Annotated in this window: 16 protein-coding genes; 14 read left to right on the plus strand and 2 right to left on the minus strand. The window is 51.8% G+C overall.

What is annotated here, in order from left to right:
* The first annotated feature begins 102 nt into the window (after nt 1-102).
* The gene (locus AAFJ72_RS01710; RefSeq protein WP_432775817.1) at nt 103-864 is read left to right on the plus strand and encodes an ArsR/SmtB family transcription factor; all 762 of its coding nucleotides are present in this window, start codon (nt 103-105) and stop codon (nt 862-864) included.
* A gap of 777 nt (nt 865-1641) precedes the next feature.
* On the opposite strand, the gene glpT is transcribed toward AAFJ72_RS01710, so the two are convergent.
* A complete protein-coding gene (gene glpT / locus AAFJ72_RS01715; protein ID WP_432775819.1) occupies nt 1642-3006 on the minus strand; it encodes a glycerol-3-phosphate transporter in 1365 nt (454 codons plus the stop codon).
* 269 nt (nt 3007-3275) lie between these two features.
* Here glpT and AAFJ72_RS01720 point away from each other — a divergent pair, with 269 nt between their 5' ends.
* From AAFJ72_RS01720 to AAFJ72_RS01775, 12 genes are all read left to right on the plus strand, one after another.
* Complete coding sequence (locus AAFJ72_RS01720; RefSeq protein WP_432775820.1) at nt 3276-4757, plus strand: ATP-binding protein; 1482 nt, start codon at nt 3276-3278, stop codon at nt 4755-4757.
* Nucleotides 4726-6009, plus strand: coding sequence for an ATP-binding protein (locus AAFJ72_RS01725; RefSeq protein ID WP_432775821.1), 1284 nt, complete (start codon nt 4726-4728; stop codon nt 6007-6009). The genes AAFJ72_RS01720 and AAFJ72_RS01725 overlap by 32 nt, the downstream gene beginning before the upstream one ends.
* A complete protein-coding gene (locus AAFJ72_RS01730) occupies nt 6006-6686 on the plus strand; it encodes a response regulator (protein WP_432775822.1) in 681 nt (226 codons plus the stop codon). The genes AAFJ72_RS01725 and AAFJ72_RS01730 overlap by 4 nt, the downstream gene beginning before the upstream one ends.
* Nucleotides 6687-6838: 152 nt before the next feature.
* The gene (locus AAFJ72_RS01735) at nt 6839-6952 is read left to right on the plus strand and encodes a lariocidin family lasso peptide (protein WP_425455799.1); all 114 of its coding nucleotides are present in this window, start codon (nt 6839-6841) and stop codon (nt 6950-6952) included.
* 64 nt (nt 6953-7016) lie between these two features.
* Nucleotides 7017-7292, plus strand: coding sequence for a PqqD family protein (locus AAFJ72_RS01740; RefSeq protein WP_432775823.1), 276 nt, complete (start codon nt 7017-7019; stop codon nt 7290-7292).
* On the plus strand, nt 7282-7755 hold the full coding sequence (locus AAFJ72_RS01745) for a lasso peptide biosynthesis B2 protein (protein ID WP_432775824.1): 474 nt from the start codon (nt 7282-7284) through the stop codon (nt 7753-7755). The genes AAFJ72_RS01740 and AAFJ72_RS01745 overlap by 11 nt, the downstream gene beginning before the upstream one ends.
* Nucleotides 7752-9758, plus strand: a complete 2007-nt coding sequence (locus tag AAFJ72_RS01750; protein ID WP_432775825.1) for an asparagine synthase-related protein — start codon at nt 7752-7754, stop codon at nt 9756-9758. Before AAFJ72_RS01745 ends, AAFJ72_RS01750 begins: the two co-directional genes overlap by 4 nt.
* Nucleotides 9759-9775: 17 nt before the next feature.
* Nucleotides 9776-11785 (plus strand): ABC transporter ATP-binding protein, encoded by a 2010-nt coding sequence (locus AAFJ72_RS01755; protein ID WP_432775827.1) that lies wholly within the window; start codon nt 9776-9778, stop codon nt 11783-11785.
* Nucleotides 11718-13544 carry an ABC transporter ATP-binding protein gene (locus tag AAFJ72_RS01760; RefSeq protein WP_432775829.1) on the plus strand — a complete coding sequence of 609 codons (1827 nt, stop codon included), beginning with the start codon at nt 11718-11720 and terminating at the stop codon, nt 13542-13544. Before AAFJ72_RS01755 ends, AAFJ72_RS01760 begins: the two co-directional genes overlap by 68 nt.
* Nucleotides 13537-14754 carry a clostripain-related cysteine peptidase gene (locus AAFJ72_RS01765; RefSeq protein WP_432775831.1) on the plus strand — a complete coding sequence of 406 codons (1218 nt, stop codon included), beginning with the start codon at nt 13537-13539 and terminating at the stop codon, nt 14752-14754. The genes AAFJ72_RS01760 and AAFJ72_RS01765 overlap by 8 nt, the downstream gene beginning before the upstream one ends.
* A 14-nt stretch (nt 14755-14768) precedes the next feature.
* On the plus strand, nt 14769-15215 hold the full coding sequence (locus tag AAFJ72_RS01770) for a GNAT family N-acetyltransferase (RefSeq protein WP_432775833.1): 447 nt from the start codon (nt 14769-14771) through the stop codon (nt 15213-15215).
* Between the two features lie 364 nt (nt 15216-15579).
* Nucleotides 15580-16791, plus strand: coding sequence for an MFS transporter (locus AAFJ72_RS01775; RefSeq protein ID WP_432775835.1), 1212 nt, complete (start codon nt 15580-15582; stop codon nt 16789-16791).
* A gap of 252 nt (nt 16792-17043) precedes the next feature.
* On the opposite strand, the gene AAFJ72_RS01780 is transcribed toward AAFJ72_RS01775, so the two are convergent.
* Entirely contained in the window at nt 17044-17403 is a 360-nt protein-coding gene (locus AAFJ72_RS01780; protein ID WP_432775837.1) for a winged helix-turn-helix transcriptional regulator, read from the minus strand.
* A gap of 298 nt (nt 17404-17701) precedes the next feature.
* Between AAFJ72_RS01780 and AAFJ72_RS01785 the strand changes: the two genes are divergently transcribed.
* The gene (locus AAFJ72_RS01785) at nt 17702-18544 is read left to right on the plus strand and encodes an aldo/keto reductase (RefSeq protein WP_432775839.1); all 843 of its coding nucleotides are present in this window, start codon (nt 17702-17704) and stop codon (nt 18542-18544) included.
* Nucleotides 18545-18684 lie beyond the last annotated feature (140 nt).

Below are 18684 nucleotides of genomic sequence, written 5' to 3' on the forward strand. Positions count from 1 at the left end.
ATGGTCACTTTTAATATATGTTACTATATGGTAACATGTCAATAGTTATCGAGACCTTATTGCCTATTTCTTACTTCGTTGACGTCATGGAGGCATATCCATATGGACGATATATTTAAAGCACTGGCCGATCCAAGCAGGCGAACACTGCTGGATTTGTTGTATGAAAAGGATGGCCGAACGTTAAACGATCTCTGCACTCATCTGCAGATGTCCCGCTTCGGCGTTATGAAGCATCTGCGTATTCTGGAAGAAGCGGGCCTGCTTACTACCCGGAAGGTAGGTCGGGAAAAGTACCACTACCTGAACCCAGTATCCATTCGCCAAATTTACGATCGGTGGGTAAGCAAGTACGCCGAACCGTGGGTGTCGGGATTAAGCTTGCTAAAAAAAGAGTTGGAGGGTGAACCAGTGATGGAGCAAAAACCAAGGCATATCAACCGCATTGCGATCAAAACAAGTCCTGAACAGGTTTGGAACGCGCTGACCAATCCCGAGCTGACCCCGAAATATTGGTATAACGGGGCCATTCGCGGCGAACTCAAGGCAGGCAGTCCGTATGAGATATGGAATCCGCAAGGGCAGGTGCAGGCAAAAGGGGAGTTTCTTGTCGTGGAGCCGCCTAGTCGGCTGGTGATGACATGGCAACTGCTTATACAAGCCGAGACTGCGGAGGAGAAGCCTTCACGATTGACGTGGGAAATCGCGCCGCATGCCGAGTTCCCCGGGGTGACGTTAGTGACTGTTGTGCACGACGAGTTCGAGGAAGCACCGCATACATCCCGGGTATTGGAAGAGGGGTTGCCGATTGTTCTTTCCGGTATGAAGACATGGATCGAGACAGGCGGGTCATTGACTTCCTGATTGAATCTGATATAGCTGTGTCCTGATGTAGCAAGATTTGTCCAGGGATGAGGGAGTGTCGCGGCTTTTGGGGGAATACAGGGGAAGGGATATGGTCAATTCCCCTGGCTTTCAGGGCATTTTCAAAAAAGGGGCTATCCAGAAAATTACCCGAAGCGATAGTGTTTTCATCTTATGTAGCCAGAGGAGGCGATTCCGATCCGAAAATCTACTCGTTTTATTGGCTATTTAAGCTATATGATTATCGTTTATTTCATAGTGGATCTTCTAATGCTATATGAGCTCACATTGGTGGAACGAACTAGGGAAACATACAATTCTTTTCCATCAAACTTATACAGTTCCCTTTACCCAATTCTGATCGGTTTACTGTTTGCACTTCCCAAATTTGTTCGATTAACGAAACGAGAGGGAACTTGGAACTTTGATTGGATAAGGTTTATAGCCATTGGGGTACCAACACTAATGGGGGCTCTCTTTTTCCTTATCTACTTTTCACCCGTGGGGAGCTATTTGCCTTCCCTTTCGATTTTCGCCGCTGGAACAAAGTTTTCGGCAATTTGCGGTATAGTTTTTGGATACTCCCTTCTCTCAAGTTTTGGAAAATCAAATAACCAACCATAAATGGGAACTGTTCAGTGCGAATCTCCACCCTTGCATTTCCCCTCCGCACAGGTTGTTTGACTCTCTAGCATCTCCAGCGCCGAAGCAGATCCCCAAAAAGAAGGCTGCCCAGAAAGTCAATGACAACTGACTTTCCGGACAGCCCCTTCTTTTTTAATGATTCTTCACAACTTCCTGCCCCCGCACATTCCACGTCAGGGCAAAAACAAGAGCAGCCGCTACGCATGATGCTGTCAGCAGCATAAACCCTGCATCCCAGCCGGCGGCGTCAACGATAACCCCCATCAGTGCATTCGCTGTGACAGTACCGCCCAGATAACCAAACAGGCCGGTCAGCCCTGCAGCGGTTCCGGCAGCTTTTTTCGGAACAAAATCAAGAGCCTGCAAACCGATCAGCATGACGGGACCGTAAATCAGGAAGCCGATTGCGATCAGGCAAATCATATCGACGACGGAATTGCCCGCCGGGTTGAACCAGTAGACCAGAACCGCGATCAATACGCCGAGCATAAAGACAAACCCTGCGGGTCCACGCCGGCCCTTGAACAATTTGTCGGACAGCCAGCCGCACAGAAGCGTGCCCGGAATGCCTGCCCATTCGTAGAGGAAGTAGGCAACGCTCGACTTGTTCATGTCAAAGGCTTTTTCCTCGCTTAAATAGGTTGGCGCCCAGTCCAGAACGCCGTAACGGACGAAGTAGACGAAGATGTTGGCAATCGCGATGGCCCAGACCCATTTGTTGTTCAACACGTAGTTGAAAAGAATTTCTTTTGTGGACAATTCCGTTTCAAACGTTTTCTTCGTCTTGGTCGGGTAGTCATTGCGATATTCTTCAATCGGCGGCAGGCCGACTGACTGCGGTGTGTCGCGAATCAGGAAAAACGTAAGGAATGCCAGGACAATTGCAACGACAGCAGGCAGGATAAAGACGCCTTCATACCCGGAAGCGGAATTCCCGGAAAGCCCGGCAAAGATCGCTGCACCTGCAACAGCGAGAGGGGCCATCAAGCCTCCGCCGACGTTATGGGCTACGTTCCAGAGCGCTGTTTTGCTTCCTCTTTCACTTACGCTAAACCAGTGGACGAGGACGCGCCCGGATGGCGGCCAGCCCATTCCCTGGAACCAGCCGTTCAAAAACAGCATCACAAACATGATCGTGACGGACGAAGTGAAGAAAGGGACAACGCCCATCAGCAAACTGATAAGGGCAGAAAGAATCAAACCGGCTGGCAGGAACATGCGCGGGTTGCTGCGGTCTGAAAAAACAGCCATGACAAACTTGCTGATCCCGTAGGAAATCGAAATGGCGGATAACGCAAAACCAAGCTCTGCCTTTGTAAATCCTTCAGCGGTCAAATACGGCATGGCGAGCGAGAAGTTTTTGCGGATGAGATAGTACGCTGCATAACCAATGAAGATGCCGAGAAACACTTGAAGCCTGAGCTTTTTATACTCCGAATCAATTTGTTCAGCAGGCAATCTGTCAATGGGCGGTGCAGGCCTGAACAAGCTGAGCATCGTATTCCTCCCCATAAGTAATGTCTGACAAAGATGGCGACATACGCAAAAAAACCCATACTTCGATGGCGCTTTCAAAAACGAAAGTGCCACAAAGTATGAGTCTCCGCGTCTCCATCATCGTTAACTTGTCATTAAATGTATTCTATTATCTCGTGAAAACGATGTCAACGAAGGGATTGGAAGACCATGCGAGACATACAACGCTAGTGATATGCCGTAAATTGATATATCATAGTCTAGGAAGAATAAGGGAGAGTGACCATTTTATGAGATTCCAAGTCAAGATGCTGTTGCTGTTCTCTTCAGTCATGCTTTTGTCCAACTCTCTTTTGTTCTACTTCCTGTACACCTCGTCCTGCAAGCTGGTGCAGGATTCCTTCGGGATGCAAACGAGGCACATGGCCTTGTCCATCGTCCATAATCTTGATGTGGAAAAATTCAAGAAAGTGGCGGAAAAGACGATGGAGGCAAAGGCCAGGCAGCTAGACAAATCCACGGTTTTAGCGATGCCCGAATATAAAGAACTGCGGCAGCAGCTCTGGCAACTGAAAAATCAGCACGGGATCAAATACTTGTTTACGATGGTCGAATATCGCCCTGGGCAGTACATGTATGTCATCGACGGATTTCCATTGGATTATCGGGGCAAGGGCTTGTCCTTGCCGACAGAGATTGAGACGAATCACTATCAGGACCTGGTGGAAGCTTTTGCGGAAAAAACGATCAAGGTGAGCGACTTAACCTACAGCGACAAGTGGGGGGCGGCTGTCTCTACCTTTGCCCCCCTGTTTGATTCGCAGAATCATTTTATCGGGGTCCTGGGAGTCGATGTCGACGGCACCGAGATTCATCAGCTTATGATCGAACACAGACGGAAAATCATCATCATCACGATCATTTCCACCATAGCTGGATTGCTGTTGGTCTATCTTATGACCAGGTATCTGCTTGCGCCTTTGCAACAGCTCATTCAAAAAATCCACCGGGTGAAAGATGGAGATTTGCGCACAAGACTGGACTACGAGCGCCACGATGAAATCGGCCAGCTGGCATCTGCCTTTAACGAAATGGTGTCTGTCTTTTATTTTAACCAATTGAAAAAGAAGTCAGATGAATTGCAAAAAAGAAATGAGGCGTTGCTGTGTATCAATCAACTGAAAGATGAATTTTTGGCGCGGACGTCCCATGAGCTGCGCACTCCGTTGAACGGGATTATCGGGATCAGTGAATCCATTCTGGACGGAATCGGGGGCCCGGTTTCGGGGACGACGAGAAAAAACCTGCTGATGATTCTGGCGGTGGCCAAGCGTTTAAGCAACCGGATCAACGATTTGCTGGATTACTCCAAAGTGAAAAACCGGAAAATTGAGCTGCATGCAAAGGCGGTGGACGTTTCCCGCCTGGTGGAGGAAGTGGTCGCTGTATGCCAGTCTCTCGTAGACAAAAAAGTGGAGATCCGCAACCGGATTCGCGAGCCGCTGTGGGTCACAGGAGATGAGGCCAGGATCGAGCAAATTTTGTACAACCTCTTGGGCAATGCCATCAAGTTTACGGCAAAAGGATACGTCGAGATTTCCGCGCGACGTACGGGGCAGGAGGTCAGAATTTCTGTAAAGGATACGGGAAAAGGAGTGCCGCCGGAGCGGATCGATGCGATTTTTCAACCGTATGAGCAGGCCGCTTCGCCGGAGCAGGAGGGAATCGCAGGAACCGGACTTGGCTTGTATATCAACCAAATATTTGGTTGAACTGCATGGCGGTACGATCACGGCAGAGTCGCAGCCAGGAACAGGCTCCCTTTTTTCCTTTACGCTGCACAGCGCCGCCATGGAAGCAGATGTCTCCAACGGGGTCGAGGAACTGGCCGTGGCTGTGGATGAAAGCGGTTCCGAACAGCAAGAGGACCAGGTGAGCGAGAACATTTACGAAAAAAGCGTCCATATTTTGCTGGTGGAGGATGATCCGGTCAACGTTCAGGTCATTTGCAACCACTTTTCGCTGAAAGGCTGGAAGGTGACGGTTGTCCAAAACGGAAAAGACGCGCTGGAAAAAATCACAAGCCTTCCGTTTCATGTGGTCTTGCTGGACGTGATGCTCCCGGATCGCAACGGTTTTGCCATATGCCGCTCGATCAGGGAAACATTTTCGGCCGTCGAACTGCCGATCATCCTGCTGACGGCGAAAAGCGGGGTGAATGATGTGATCGAAGGCTTCCGCTCGGGAGCCAATGATTACCTCACCAAGCCAGTGACCCGAGAGGAATTGTTCGTCCGGATCGAGGCGCAGCTTACGATTGTAAAAGCGACCAGGGAATTGACGCTGTTGAAGGAAGCGGTCCAGGCAGGCACTTCCTCTTTGCGCCACGCGGTGAAAAACGATTTGGGCGTCATCACGCTCTTTTCGGAAAAGATCAAAGAGTACGCAGAGCAGAAGCAGCTCGCTGCCATTATCCAGGACGCCAGCGTCATCATCAGGAAGAACAACCATTTGTTCGCGATGATGCAGCGGGTCAACCACCTGACGTCCGATATTGAGCTCAAGAAGCAGAAGGGAAACATTTGCGAAACGATTGATTGCGTCCTGTTGTCGCTGGAAAAGAAGCTGGAGTCCATCGTGGTCCGCAAAGCGTACGATCACCCGGTGTGGGTTGAGTACGATGCGATTCACATGGAGGAAGTGCTGCAGAATGTGCTGCAAAACGCTTGCGAAGCGATGGCGGGGACGGGAGGGAGACTGGATCTGGAGGTGAGAGAAGAGGACGGCAAAGTGACCGTCGCGATCAGAGACACCGGGTATGGGGTCGCCAAGGAGCATTTGCCGCATCTTACGCAAATGTACTTTACGACCAAACGAAAGGAAGCCAATTTCGGGCTAGGTTTGTATTACTGCGAACGGGTTATGTCCAAGCATGGGGGAGCTTTGCGAATCGAAAGTGTCGAAGGGATGGGAACAACCGTCTCCTTGCACTTTTTTACCGACAGGAGAGGTGAAGTGGAGTGAGCATCCGCGTAATGCTGATTGAAGACGATCCAGACTGGATTGAAGGGATCAAATGGATTTTTCAAAAAACAAGCGATCTGATTCTGGTAGCTGCAATTCCCTCTTTGGAGACGGGCCTGGAGCTCGTCAAGCACCTGGAAGTGGATGTCATCCTGCTCGACGTCATGTTTCAGCAGGAGCGGGATGGCGTGCAAGCGATCAATGAGCTTTTGGACATAAAAAAAGACGTCAAAATCATCATGCTGTCTTCCCTGGAGGACGAGAAGGTGATTTGGGATGCCTACTTGTACGGGGCGGTAAACTACATCGTCAAATCGACCGATTACAACACGATCCCGCAGGCCATTCGGGAAGCCTATGCCAACGAAGCGGGAATCCATGCCTCGTCGGCCAAGGCCATTCGCAAGGCGTTTCATCGGTTAAAAGAGGAGCATTTTCGCAAGCTTTTGACCCCGCAGGAGCGCCGAATCCTCACATATGTCTACCTGGGCAAAACAACCTCGGAAATCCGGACGATTCTGAATATCGAAGAGAAAACGATTGACAATCATATCACGAGCATCAACCGAAAGATGCAGGTCAAAAACCGGAAGGAGGCTGCTCAGATCGCCAAGAAAAAGGGTCTGCTGCTGGATGAAATCCTGTCGGGGGAAACGGGAAAAACTCCCCAAATTTGACATAGGGGGTTTTCACCATTTTCTCAGCCCGCAAGCAAGTGATTGGACAAAAAAACCTGATTTAAAATAATGGATAACAAAATATTCCATTTATAGGTAATCTAGTAAATGTAAGGCATGCCTATCAATAATAGAGGGAGAGGGTGAAAGATATGCAACTGAAAGCTGGGGTTGTAAAAGAGTATGGCACGTTCATGAATGTAACGCTTGCCAAAAAAAGCAAACCAGGCGACGGCAAACATGGCCGTGGCGTGAAAAAAGGCTAATAGCCTAGGCATGAGAGAGTGGCGTTCCCACTCTCTCATTTCCTGATGATAGGTGGGATGAACGATGATCGTGAGCCAAAGAGAAGAAATTTATACGACCGAGATGGGAGACGAGATCGTCCTGTTGGATATGCGGCATGGCGCGTATTACGGCCTGGAGGGTGCGACCATGGAGTTGTGGAAGGAATTGGCGGACGGCCCGGTAGATTCCGCCCAAATTTTAGCCAAATGGACGCAACTCTATCAGCAATCGGAAGAAGAATTGACGAGCATGTTGGATCAATCGATTCAGGAGCTCATCAGCAAAAAGTTGATTGTGGTGTCGGGCCATGATGTTTAGAAGGTTTGGCGCAACCCAGGACAGTAACGCCTATGCGCTGATTATCCATGCGATGATCCGCAACCTGTTGCTGAAGGACGAGTTTATCGAAGCGTATCGGCAGCTTGCCGTGCAGATGTTTCCGCTCTACGAAAGCGCGGCAAGGCGAAAAGTGTCGCCAATCGACCGGAAGCAGTTGCAGAAGCTGGGGGAGCATCTGATTCAGTTGGATGAGGATGACCAGCTGGTGGCGACGTGTGTATCGGTGGCGGTGACGATGCAGGTGCTGTTGTTTTGCACAGGGGTGGAAGCTGATTTGCTGATTGGCGTCAAGAAACTGGACGAGAAGCTGTTTGCCCATGCGTGGGTGCGAATGCCTGACGGCGAGATGATTGACCCGCAAAACAAGTATGGCGACTTGCAGGTGACGAAAATTCTCAGACTGAAAGAAGAAGCGGAAAGGTGGGCCGTGTCATTGGGATGAAGATGTGGATAGCCTTGCATGGCGGAAGCGACCACGCCTGGAACAATTGGACGCGAAGCCTGTCTGTCTGGTTGCAGGATACCGTGACAGCCGTCGCTACATACGAGGGCGGCGCGATAAAAATGGCCGAATTTTACTATCGCTATCAAACGAACAGCAAAGAGCAGCCGAGAAAAAAGAGATTGCGTTCTCCCTTTGTCATGGACGGTTGGCTGACCCATCCGAACAGCGGGTTTCAGCGGGCGGACAAGCTGTCCGGTCCGCAACGGGCCGAGCTGCACAGCTTGTTGAGCAACCGTCCGCAAGAAATGCTGCGCGCAAGCCACGGAGATTTTACGGTCGCTGTCTGGGAAGAGAGCAGTCAGACGCTGTATATCGGAAGTGACGGATATGGAACCAGGCCGATTTACTACTGGAAGGGACCTTCCAACGAATTGTACGTGTCCAATGATCTGCGAGCCTTGCTGCATGCGGAGGCTGTTCCGTTTGCCATTGATTACGAGCGCTGCGCGATGTATCTCAGCTCGCAATATGCCGTAGGCGAAAACAGCTTTGACGAAAGCACGTTTTTTCAGGAGATCAAAAAAGTCCCTGACGCCACCCTCTCCGTCTGGAAAGACAACCGGCTTGCGCATCGTTCCTATTGGGGAATCGAGGACCTGGCGCAGTTGCCGATGCTGCAAACAGATGCCGTTCCTTTGTTTCGGGAGCGGTTGATCGAGGTTGTGAACGAGCGGTTGTATCACGAAAAGACGATTCTGGAGGTAAGCGGCGGGCTTGACTCCGCAGGCGTGCTGGCTGCAGCCTTGGCGGGCGGAAATCGCGAACGGATTCTCGGCGTCAACATCTCGTTCGCTGGCGACGACATGATTCAGAGCCACGACAGGGATGTCGTCCGGAAGCTGTTTCAGGATTTGCAGCTGCCGGGCATCATCATTCTCGGGGACAATACGCTGCGGATTGCGAATGCCGAGCTGGGCAGGGATCCGCTGTGGTATCTGGATGGCCCTGATCCGCGCGCCAATGTGCTGGTAAACGAGATGTACAATGCGCTTGCCAATGAGTTCCAGACCGATCTGGGGCTGACGGGGGAAGGTGGAGACTTTTTGTTTTCCGGCGAACACTATGTGCTGGATTCGCTCCTTCGCCAGAAGAAATACAAAGCGTTTGGCCAGGCCTTGTGGGAATGGGCGGACAAGAGCGTCAGCCGGGCGGTGAAGCTGGGCTTTGCCTACGGGATCGCTCCTTTTCTCCCCGGGTTGAACAACTACCTGTATTACAAGCTGGCTTGGGCAGATACGGTGTGCGAGATGCCGGACTACTTCACGCAAACCCATCTGAACAGAGAGTCCCGGTCGAAGCAGGAGGACTATCAGCGGTACGCGAAAAGCCAGCCGCTGAAGTATTGGGGAAGACGGTACCATTACGATTACACATGGCCGCGGGCGAGCTATCTGGACGCTGTCGGCGTGTCGATGCAAAATATGCATCCTTTCTACGACAGGCGGATCATGGAGCTGTCTTTTTCGGTGTCGACCGAGCAGCATTACGATCTCAAGCGCGGGAAAGTCGAAAACTACTACGGGACGAAAATGTTGATTCGCAAAGCATTTACCGATATTCTGCCGCCTTACCTGTACGACCGAGTGACGAAGACAAGCTACGCGCACATGGCGCGAAAAAGCTTGCAGAACGAAAAGCGGAACTTGCTGCAGTTGTTTGACCGGTCAGGAGAGGTGCAGTTACATACACTTGGCGTGATCGACAAGGAGAAATTTTGGGATCATCTGGTCGGGACGCTGATCCGATCAACGGATGTCAATAATGATTTGGGCATGTCGTACCAATTTTTGCGTGCGGTGATCGACATGGAAATCTGGCTGCAGGAGATGAGCAGGGGGAGACGCCATGTGCTGGAGCGAGCCAAGCCATGCAATCCTCGCTGGTTGGCAGACGTGGAACTGATCGGGGAATCGCGGCGGCCGCAACATTTGGCCAGATAAAAAGGGGAACACGATGAATGATGCAAAAGTGGGCGGATTACCGGAGCATACTTCAAGAGAAAGGGCAGCAGGCCAAAGATCAGGTTAAAACGGTAAAACTGATCGGCAACATGATATGGAAATCGGGACCCTTTTTGATTCTTGCGCTGTTTTTGTTCATGTTTTTCGAGGGCATCCTGCCTGCCTTTCAACTGTATGCGTCCAAGCAAATCATCGACGGCTTGTCCGCAGTCGACGGGGGGGCTTCCGGTCAGCAAAGCCTCCACTGGGCCTGGATGTATGCAGGCAGCATGGTTGCCTTCGTCATTCTCTCCTCCCTGAAAAAGTGGGTAGTGAAAATATTGTCGGAGCGATCCATGCTGTCGATCAACTTGCTGCTGTTACGGGCGTGGGAAAACGTTCCGGGCATGAAGTTTTTTGACCAGAAAAAGTATCGCAATCGCCTGGAGGCTCTTCGGGAAGCCACTGGCTGGCTGCCCGCGCAAATCATGACGATCAGCACCAGCTTTTTTACCGGTCTCATTTCCTTATTGAGCATCATTGGTCTGATCGCAAACCTGTCGCCGCTTTTGGCGATCCTCCTGGTGGCAAGCACCATTCCTTATGCGATCAAGCAGAATCGCTACGCGGAGCTGGATTGGGAGTACGAGAAGGATGCCGCGGAAGAGCGGCGGAGGATGAACTATGCGCGGGATTTGCTTCTGGGGCGGCGGGCTGCCAAGGAGGTGCGGCTGTTTGGACTGGGCAACTTCTTCCGCGAGCTGTATCTGGTGACGTTTGGCAAGCTGTACGCGCGGTTTGAACGTTTGCAAAACCGATTTGCCCGCGATTCGGCACTGACGGGCTTTTTTTCCGGAGCAGTAGCGGGGTTGGGGTATCTGTGGATTATTTACCAGATTGATGCCCAGGCGATTACGCCGGGTGACATTGCCCTCTATTTGCTTGCCGTCTTCCAGCTCTCCAAAGAGGCGAGGGAAGTTGCGAACGACGGGGCAGATACATGGGAACTGTGGCGGATGGCCGATGACTTCCGGCTGTTTATCGAAGCGGAGCCGGACATCAAGCAGGCGGCGCAGCCGCAAAAAAGCGTGGCTGGCTCTCCGATGGCGATTGAGTTTCGCGACGTTTATTTCCGCTATGAGTATGCAGACGACGCAGACGATGAAGAGGAAGCGGAAGAGAGCGAGGCTGAGCCGGAAGAGTACGACGGCGACGACGATTCGGACTTGGCCGAAATGACTTACTTTGAAGAAGCCGAGGAAGCGGACAGCGAACCGCCGGAAACGGAAGAGGCAGCGGGTAGAGAATATGTGCTGCAAGGCGTCTCCTTTTCGATTTCACCGGGAGAATGCGTGGCGATTGTCGGTGCAAACGGGTCGGGAAAAACGACGTTGGTGAAGCTGCTTTGCCGTTTTTACGAGCAGACAAGTGGCCAGATTTTGATTGATGGACAAGAAATCGGGAAGCTGGACATTGAGGATGTGCGCAAGCGGATCGCGGCTGTTTTCCAGGATCTCGGGAGATATGGCGTAACGGTTGAGGAAAATATCGCCCTGGCCAGCTGGGAGATGGGCGAACAAGACAGGTTGAAAAAGACGGCTGCTTTGGCCGGCTTCGATGAGGTGGCAAGCGGGCTCCCGCACGCCTATGAAACGATGCTTGGGCCAGAGTGGGGCGGAGTAGACTTGTCAGGTGGTCAGTGGCAGAAGCTGGCGATTGCCCGCGCCCTTTATCGGGATGCCGATTTCATCATTATGGATGAACCGACTGCGTCCCTTGATATACGTGCGGAATACGAGCTGTACAACAGCTTCCGCGAGCTGATGAAAGGCAAGACCGTGCTGCTGATCTCGCATCGGTTCAGTACCGTGAAGATGGCCAACCGGATTCTCGTTCTGAAAAACGGCCGGATTGTCGAGGAAGGAACACATTCTCAGTTGATGGAATTAGGTGGGGAATATGCAAACATGTACCGATTGCAAGCCGAATCTTTTGAGGAAGATAAAGGAAAAGTGGCAAACGGTTAGATACGCCTGGTGGGGGCTGCGGCTGATCTATGCGGCCAGTCCTGCGAGAACGACCTTTGTCTTTTTCATAAAGATGATCGATTCCATCCTGGGCCCTGTGCTTGTGTGGATCAGTGCCAAGGTGATAGAGGGGCTGCTGCAAGACCATCAGGTGTTTTTGTCGTTTGGGCCGGTCTTTTGGATGGCCATTCTGTTTGTTTTGCTGACGATTCTCGTCGATGTCCTGAACCCGTATGTGGAAATGAACAAGAAGCTGTTGACGGCGCAAATTCAGAAGCATATCGATGAACAGCTCATGGACAAGGCGAACAGCTTTGAAGACATTGCGCCGTTTGACGAGACGGGTTTTCATACAAAGGTGAAGGTAGTCAGGTACAACGAGTATTTTATTACGCTATGGCTGGAAATGACGGCAAGCACGTTTGGCGGAATCGTTCAAATTGTCGCCAGCTCGATTTTGCTCTGGAACGTCATTGCGTATGTACCGCTCCTTTTTTTGCTGCTTGCGTTGCCGCGGCTTTTTGTGGAGGCCAAGCTGAATAACGCTACGTTCGAAGGAAGGGAAGAGGTTCAGGAGCTGCGGCGGCGAGCCGAGTATTTTATGGGCCTGCCCTTGCAGCACGAGCTGGCGAATGAAATCAAGCTGTACCGTCTCACACCGTACTTTACCGCCAAGTACAAGGAGATGGCGCGGCAATTGATTCACCAACTGTCGCGCGACCAGAAAAAGTGGATTTCGCACAATCTCGGGTGGGGCGTGCTGGAAGCTGTTGCGAACGGCGTCGTCTTGATCCTGATCGTGCAAAAGGCGATGGCTGGAGTCCTTCCGGTGGGAGAGCTGCTGGTCTTTATCGGAGCGCTGTTTCAGTTGCGGGAGGGCGTTACGGAGCTGTTTGGCGTGTTTGCCATCGGAGCGCGGGAAATGGTCAATGTGAGCAGGATCGCGCAATTTCTCGGGGCGAACGGGTCGGCTCCGTCAGGTACTGCGCCGTTTCCAAGCGGGTATCAGACAGGATATGTGCTGGAAAATGTCAAATTTTCCTATCAGGATGGGCGGGATGTGCTGCAAATCGACCATCTCGTCCTGCCGGAAGGGAAGGTTACGGTGCTGGTTGGGGAAAACGGCAGCGGAAAAAGCACGTTGGTCAAGCTGCTGCTCCGCTTCTATGAGCCTGCCAGCGGAACGATCCGGTTTAATGGCAAGGCGCTTGGCGACTATGACATCAGCGCGTTTCGCGCTCATTCCACGGCGGTGTTCCAGGATTTTGTCCGTTATGAAATGAGCATGAAATCGAATATCGGGGTAGGGAACCTCCCGGCACTTCACGAGCAGAGCGAGATCGAGAAGGCGGCAGCATTGGGCGGGGCTGATGAAGTGGCTTCCCGTTTGCGCGACCGATACGATACGGAGATCGGCCGGCTGTTTGGCGGAGTCAATCTGTCGGGCGGCGAGTGGCAGCGCATTGCCATGGCCAGAGCCTGCATGCGCAACAACTCGGCAGAAATCTTGATTTTTGACGAGCCTACTTCTGCCCTTGATCCCTATATCGAGCACGAGATATTCAGTCGCTTGAAGGCGATGGCGAAAAACAAGACCGTGATTGTCGTCTCCCATCGGTTGAGCACAGCAAAGTTGGCCGACCAAGTCGTGCTGCTGCACAAGGGCAGGGTGAAGGAGGTCGGAGATCATCACACATTACTGAAGCAGGGAGGTATTTATGCGGAACTATACCAGATGCAGGCTTCCAAGTATGTGTAAAGCGTTGATGATGACCGTTTTGGCGGCACTTTTGCTGGTGGGATGCGCTGCCCCGGAGCGCCCGGACAAGGCTGCCTATACGATCCTGATTTACATGCCGGGCTCCGATCTGGAAAGCGATTTTCACCTTGCTTCTGACGATCTCAAGGAAATGATGCAGGTAGGCTCTTCCTCCGATGTGCGCATTGTTTTGGAGACAGGGGGAGCCAGGAAGTGGTGGCTGGACACGATCGCGACGGATCGCAACCAACGCTGGCTCGTGCAGAAAAACAGGCTGGAACTGATTCAGGACGTAGGCCGCCGCAATATGGACAGCAAGGATGCGCTGCAAGATTTTATCCAGTGGGGAGTAGGTGCCTTTCCTGCGCAAAACTACGTCCTGGTCTTTTGGGGACATGGACTGGGGGCAGTCGATGGGTACGGCGGTGATGAAGCATACGGCAATAAAAAAATGAAGCTGCCTGTCATACAATCCGCTTTGCATGACGCTTATCAAAAAACCGGCGTGAAGTTTGATCTCATCGGTTTTGATGCCTGCAAAATGGCCGGACTGGAAATCGCCTATGCCCTCAGACAGTACGGGGAGTACATGGTGGCGGCGGTCGATTATACCAACAAAAACGGATGGGATTACGAGACGGTCTTCCAAACCTTGCACCAGCGCCCCGACATCAGTCCTGTCGATTTGGCAAATGCAATCGCCGTAAGCTACCACAACCATTCGCTGGAAAACGAGGAGGAAGAAGATTTGCAGCAATCGGTAATCCGCCTCTCCAAAGTGGAGGAAGTGGTAAAAGAGGTAGACCTGTTCAGTAAACAGCTGGTGGAGCTCCTGCCGCAGCCAGAGACGTTTTCCAAGCTCGCCGATGCACGGAACCGGGCCGAAAACTATGCCGACGAGGCAGACATGGTCGATCTTGCCGATTTCACTGCGTATATGGGACAAGCCATCGGCAACGAGGAAGGCGCGAAGAAAATTGCCCGCGCAGTCGAGCAGGCCGTGGTGAGCAACATCAAAACGCCTGAGCACCCCATAGGCAAGGGGATTTCCATTTATTTTCCCGCCGAGGACAAAACCCGGTTTCAGGAGAAAGCAGACATTTATCAGCAAATTGACTTTTCTGCCAATTACAAACAGCTCATCACGCTGTATACCCGGGAATTGATTCAACATGCAGCCACGGAAGGCAGCGTCACAACAAACGAATGACAAGGAGGATTTCGATGAAGATGATGGATCAGATGGAACGTTTGCAGGAGGAGCACCTTGCCATCCTGAAGACGTGGTTTCAGGATGCGGAAGTGCAGAAGCGAATGGAAGGGATGGAGCCGCTTGAGGAATGGTACGGGTTTGTGAAGGAGAACGACTCGTATTTCGTCTGGATTGCCTTTATGGGAGAACAGCCTGTCGGAGTAGCGATGGTCGAGATCGAGGAAGGGATGGAGGGAAGCATCGGCTTGATCGTCAACCCTTCCCTGCGCCATCGCGGGTACGGAAAGACGTTGCTGCGGGAAGTGCTGGAGCATCAGGAACTGTCCGGTGTCAAAAGATGGATCGCGGGGATTGAAGAGGACAATGTCGCGTGCCTGCGGTGCTTCGAGGCGGTCGGGTTTGAAAAGGAAGCGCCAGAGCCGGATGAAGACGGATTTTTCCTGTTGGTTCGGCAGTGAAGTGGTGGTTGGAAACAGCCAATAGTCGGCGCTTTCTCACCCACAGGATAAAATAGATAGATAAGCTGGTCAGCCGATGAGAGCGGAGGGGCCAGCTTTTTTGTTTTCTTCACAAGTTGCACAGACGGACCAGATACGGGACTATCCTTCTTTTGGTTAGGCCGTCATACGCCAGGTCTGCGGTTTTTGCGAAGGCAGCAAAATAGGCACTTTTTAGTGCCTATGCTACTAAAAAGTACGTACTTCCGCTACAAGCTCACATGCTCGATAATGGCAATCAGCAACACCACATTCGCCAATCATGATGCGGAAGGGCCCTACCGTATGGCTGGCAAGCAAAACTGAAGGAGGATATTTTTTACGCATGAGTACAGCTATAGATAGAGTGCAGCAGCAAGAAAAAGGCGCGAAAAACTCCACGCTCGCCTTGCTTGCGCTCGCAATCAGTGCATTTGGCATTGGCACGACGGAATTTGTCATTGTCGGTCTGTTATCTACTGTCGCGCAAGATTTGCATGTGACCATTACGCTCGCCGGGCTGTTGATTTCCGGCTATGCGCTGGGGGTGGCTGTGGGAGCGCCGATCATTACGGCACTGACCAGCAGAATCCCGCGCAAGACGTTGCTTCTTTTGCTGATGATTGTGTTCATTGTCGGAAACAGTGTGGCGGCAATGTCTGGCAGCTTTGCGCTGTTGCTGGTGGCCCGCTTTATCACCGCGTTTTCGCACGGGGTCTTCTTTTCCATCGGCTCGACGATTGCGGCTGATCTGGTGCCGGAGAACAAGCGGGCGAGCGCGATTGCAACGATGTTTACCGGATTGACGGTCGCAACTGTGACGGGAGTGCCTTTGGGGACGTTTATCGGGCAAATGTTTGGGTGGAGAGCGACTTTTTGGGGCGTAGCCATCCTTGGCCTGATTGCTCTCGTGGCGACGGCAGTGCTGGTTCCGGGCAATTTGAGAAAAGGCAAGCCTGCATCGTTGAAGGACCAAGTGAAAATTGTCACAAACAGCCGACTGCTGCTGGCCTTTGTTATTACGGCGCTCGGCTACGGCGGTACGTTTGTCGCCTTCACGTTTCTCGGACCGATTCTGGAAGAGATCACGGGCTATCCTGCGAGTATCGTCAGCGTGATCTTGCTCGTGTACGGTCTTGCGATTGCCATCGGCAATACGATTGGGGGAAAAGCTGCTGACAAAAACCCGCTCAAGGCGCTCTTTTGGATGTTTGTGATTCAGGCTGTCATTCTCGTTATTCTCACGTTTACCGCACCGTTTAAAGTAGCGGGCACGCTAACGATTATTCTGATGGGGCTGTTGGCGTTCATGAATGTGCCAGGGCTGCAGGTCTATGTAGTGCAGTTGGCGGAAAAATACGTTCCCGGCGCCGTCGATGTAGCTTCTGCGATCAATATTGCCGCGTTTAACGTGGGAATTGCCATCGGTGCGTTTGTCGGCGGAATCGTCGTGGATACAATGGGCTTGATCCATACGCCGTGGATGGGCGGGGTGATGGTGGTAGGTGCTGCGCTGCTCACCGCCGTAAGCGGGAAGCTGGAGCGAGCACGCCGCTGATTGATTCGCCGTGGACGGGCGCAATCTGCGCCCCGTCGCCAAAATAGTAGATTCCATCAGAAAAAGGCTGTGATCCCTTCCAAGGATCGCAGCCTTTTTCGTGCTTGCTTCGGCAACGGGGGAATCAAACCGTCCTTTTTAGCGTTTCGATCAGCGCTTTCAGGTGGGGCAGGCTCCTGTTTTTCATCAGGTAGGCCAGGTACAGTTCGTTCGTCCACCTCTTCCGTCTGCAAAAGAGGTGGTGGCGCTGTGTCATTTATTGAGTATGCTGTCTTCCAATACAGCGTATTTGTCCCCGTACTCGCGGATAATATGCTGCTCGCCCCAGGCGCATAGTGCGTCCAGAATGCTTTTCAGGCTCCAGCCGTATTCGCTCAGCTCGTATTCCACTTTGGGCGGGACCTGGTTGTACGTGATCCGGTTGATAATGCCGTCGCTCTCCAACTCGCGCAGTTGCTGCGTCAGCATTTTTTGCGTGATGCCCGGCATGAGTCGCTTCAACTCGCTGGTGCGTTTTTTTCCGTGTGTGAGATGGCACAGAATGACGCACTTCCATTTGCCGCCGATGACTTCGAGCGTGGCTTCGACTGAAATGTTGTACTTCTTTTTCAACGTCGATTCCCTCCTGCTTGCATAGGAACTTTTTAGTGCCTATCGCACAAAAAAGTACGTACTTTTCCTTTTGACTATTGTCTTTCATAATAGCACTTGTCAAACCGATTGCCACTTATTTGACTGCTATTGCTACAAGTTCTTTTCGCAAATCATGCCGTCGCGCGCGTACTTGGCAACGAATATACCCTAGGATAAAAACACTGCCCTTACTTTACATGGCTTTGGCAAAGATAACAAGGGCTACTGCTTTGCGAAAGGAGCCATTTACAAAAAATCAGGATGGAGGAAACGAACAATGGCAAACCATTTGCAAGATACAACGACGCTGTACAACGGAGTGAAAATGCCTTGGCTGGGACTGGGCGTTTTTAAAGTAGAGGAAGGGCCGGAGCTGGAGAATGCCGTGCAGTTCGCGATCAAGCACGGGTATCGCAGCATTGACACGGCAGCGATCTACGCCAACGAGGAAGGGGTCGGACGCGGGATTCGCGCCGGATTGGAAGCGGCCGGAATTGCCAGAGAAGACCTGTTTGTCACCTCGAAAGTATGGAATGCCGACCTTGGCTACGAATCGACGCTGGCAGCCTACGAGACAAGTCTGAACAAGCTGGGGCTGGATTATCTGGATCTGTACCTGATCCACTGGCCGGTGGAAGGGAAGTTCAAAGAGGCGTGGAGAGCGCTGGAGACACTGTACAAGGCTGGACGGGTCAAAGCGATTGGGGTGAGCAACTTCCACATTCACCATCTGGAAGAGCTGCTCAAGGACGCGGAAATCAAGCCGATGGTCAACCAGGTGGAGTTCCATCCGCGCCTGTCGCAAACCGAGCTGCGCGCATACTGCAAAGAGCAGGGCATCCAGTTCGAAGCGTGGTCGCCGCTCATGCAAGGTCAACTCCTGGACAATCCTGTCCTGAAAGGGATTGCCGACAAGCATCAAAAATCGATTGCGCAAATCATTTTGCGCTGGGACCTGCAGCATGGCGTCGTGACTATTCCCAAATCGACGAAAGAGCATCGCATCGTGGAAAATGCGTCGGTGTTTGATTTTGAACTGACAAAAGAAGAGATGGAGTTGATCGATGGCTTGAATGAAAACCATCGCGTCGGTCCAGACCCGGACAACTTTGATTTTTAATGTCGGGTTTGAAAAAGGGAGATAGAAGCTGCTTCTATGTCCCTTTTCTTTTTGGCTGCAAAAAAGGTGGCTGATGCGTACAAAAGAGAGTGTATTTGGAAAATGTTTCAATTTAAACTACAATGCTGATAACACAGTTA

Source organism: Brevibacillus gelatini, from assembly GCF_050920745.1.
Lineage (GTDB): Bacteria > Bacillota > Bacilli > Brevibacillales > Brevibacillaceae > Brevibacillus > Brevibacillus gelatini.

Bases quoted from the DNA above. Each gene is read 5' to 3' on its own strand.
- AAFJ72_RS01735 (WP_425455799.1), top strand. From the start codon at position 6,839: ATGCAACTGAAAGCTGGGGTTGTAAAAGAGTATGGCACGTTCATGAAT.
- AAFJ72_RS01765 (WP_432775831.1), top strand. From the start codon at position 13,537: ATGTGTAAAGCGTTGATGATGACCGTTTTGGCGGCACTTTTGCTGGTG.
- AAFJ72_RS01750 (WP_432775825.1), top strand. From the start codon at position 7,752: ATGAAGATGTGGATAGCCTTGCATGGCGGAAGCGACCACGCCTGGAAC.
- AAFJ72_RS01720 (WP_432775820.1), top strand. From the start codon at position 3,276: ATGAGATTCCAAGTCAAGATGCTGTTGCTGTTCTCTTCAGTCATGCTT.
- glpT (WP_432775819.1), bottom strand. From the start codon at position 3,006: ATGCTCAGCTTGTTCAGGCCTGCACCGCCCATTGACAGATTGCCTGCT.
- AAFJ72_RS01760 (WP_432775829.1), top strand. From the start codon at position 11,718: ATGCAAACATGTACCGATTGCAAGCCGAATCTTTTGAGGAAGATAAAG.
- AAFJ72_RS01740 (WP_432775823.1), top strand. From the start codon at position 7,017: ATGATCGTGAGCCAAAGAGAAGAAATTTATACGACCGAGATGGGAGAC.
- AAFJ72_RS01775 (WP_432775835.1), top strand. From the start codon at position 15,580: ATGAGTACAGCTATAGATAGAGTGCAGCAGCAAGAAAAAGGCGCGAAA.
- AAFJ72_RS01755 (WP_432775827.1), top strand. From the start codon at position 9,776: ATGATGCAAAAGTGGGCGGATTACCGGAGCATACTTCAAGAGAAAGGG.
- AAFJ72_RS01770 (WP_432775833.1), top strand. From the start codon at position 14,769: ATGAAGATGATGGATCAGATGGAACGTTTGCAGGAGGAGCACCTTGCC.
- AAFJ72_RS01785 (WP_432775839.1), top strand. From the start codon at position 17,702: ATGGCAAACCATTTGCAAGATACAACGACGCTGTACAACGGAGTGAAA.
- AAFJ72_RS01710 (WP_432775817.1), top strand. From the start codon at position 103: ATGGACGATATATTTAAAGCACTGGCCGATCCAAGCAGGCGAACACTG.
- AAFJ72_RS01745 (WP_432775824.1), top strand. From the start codon at position 7,282: ATGATGTTTAGAAGGTTTGGCGCAACCCAGGACAGTAACGCCTATGCG.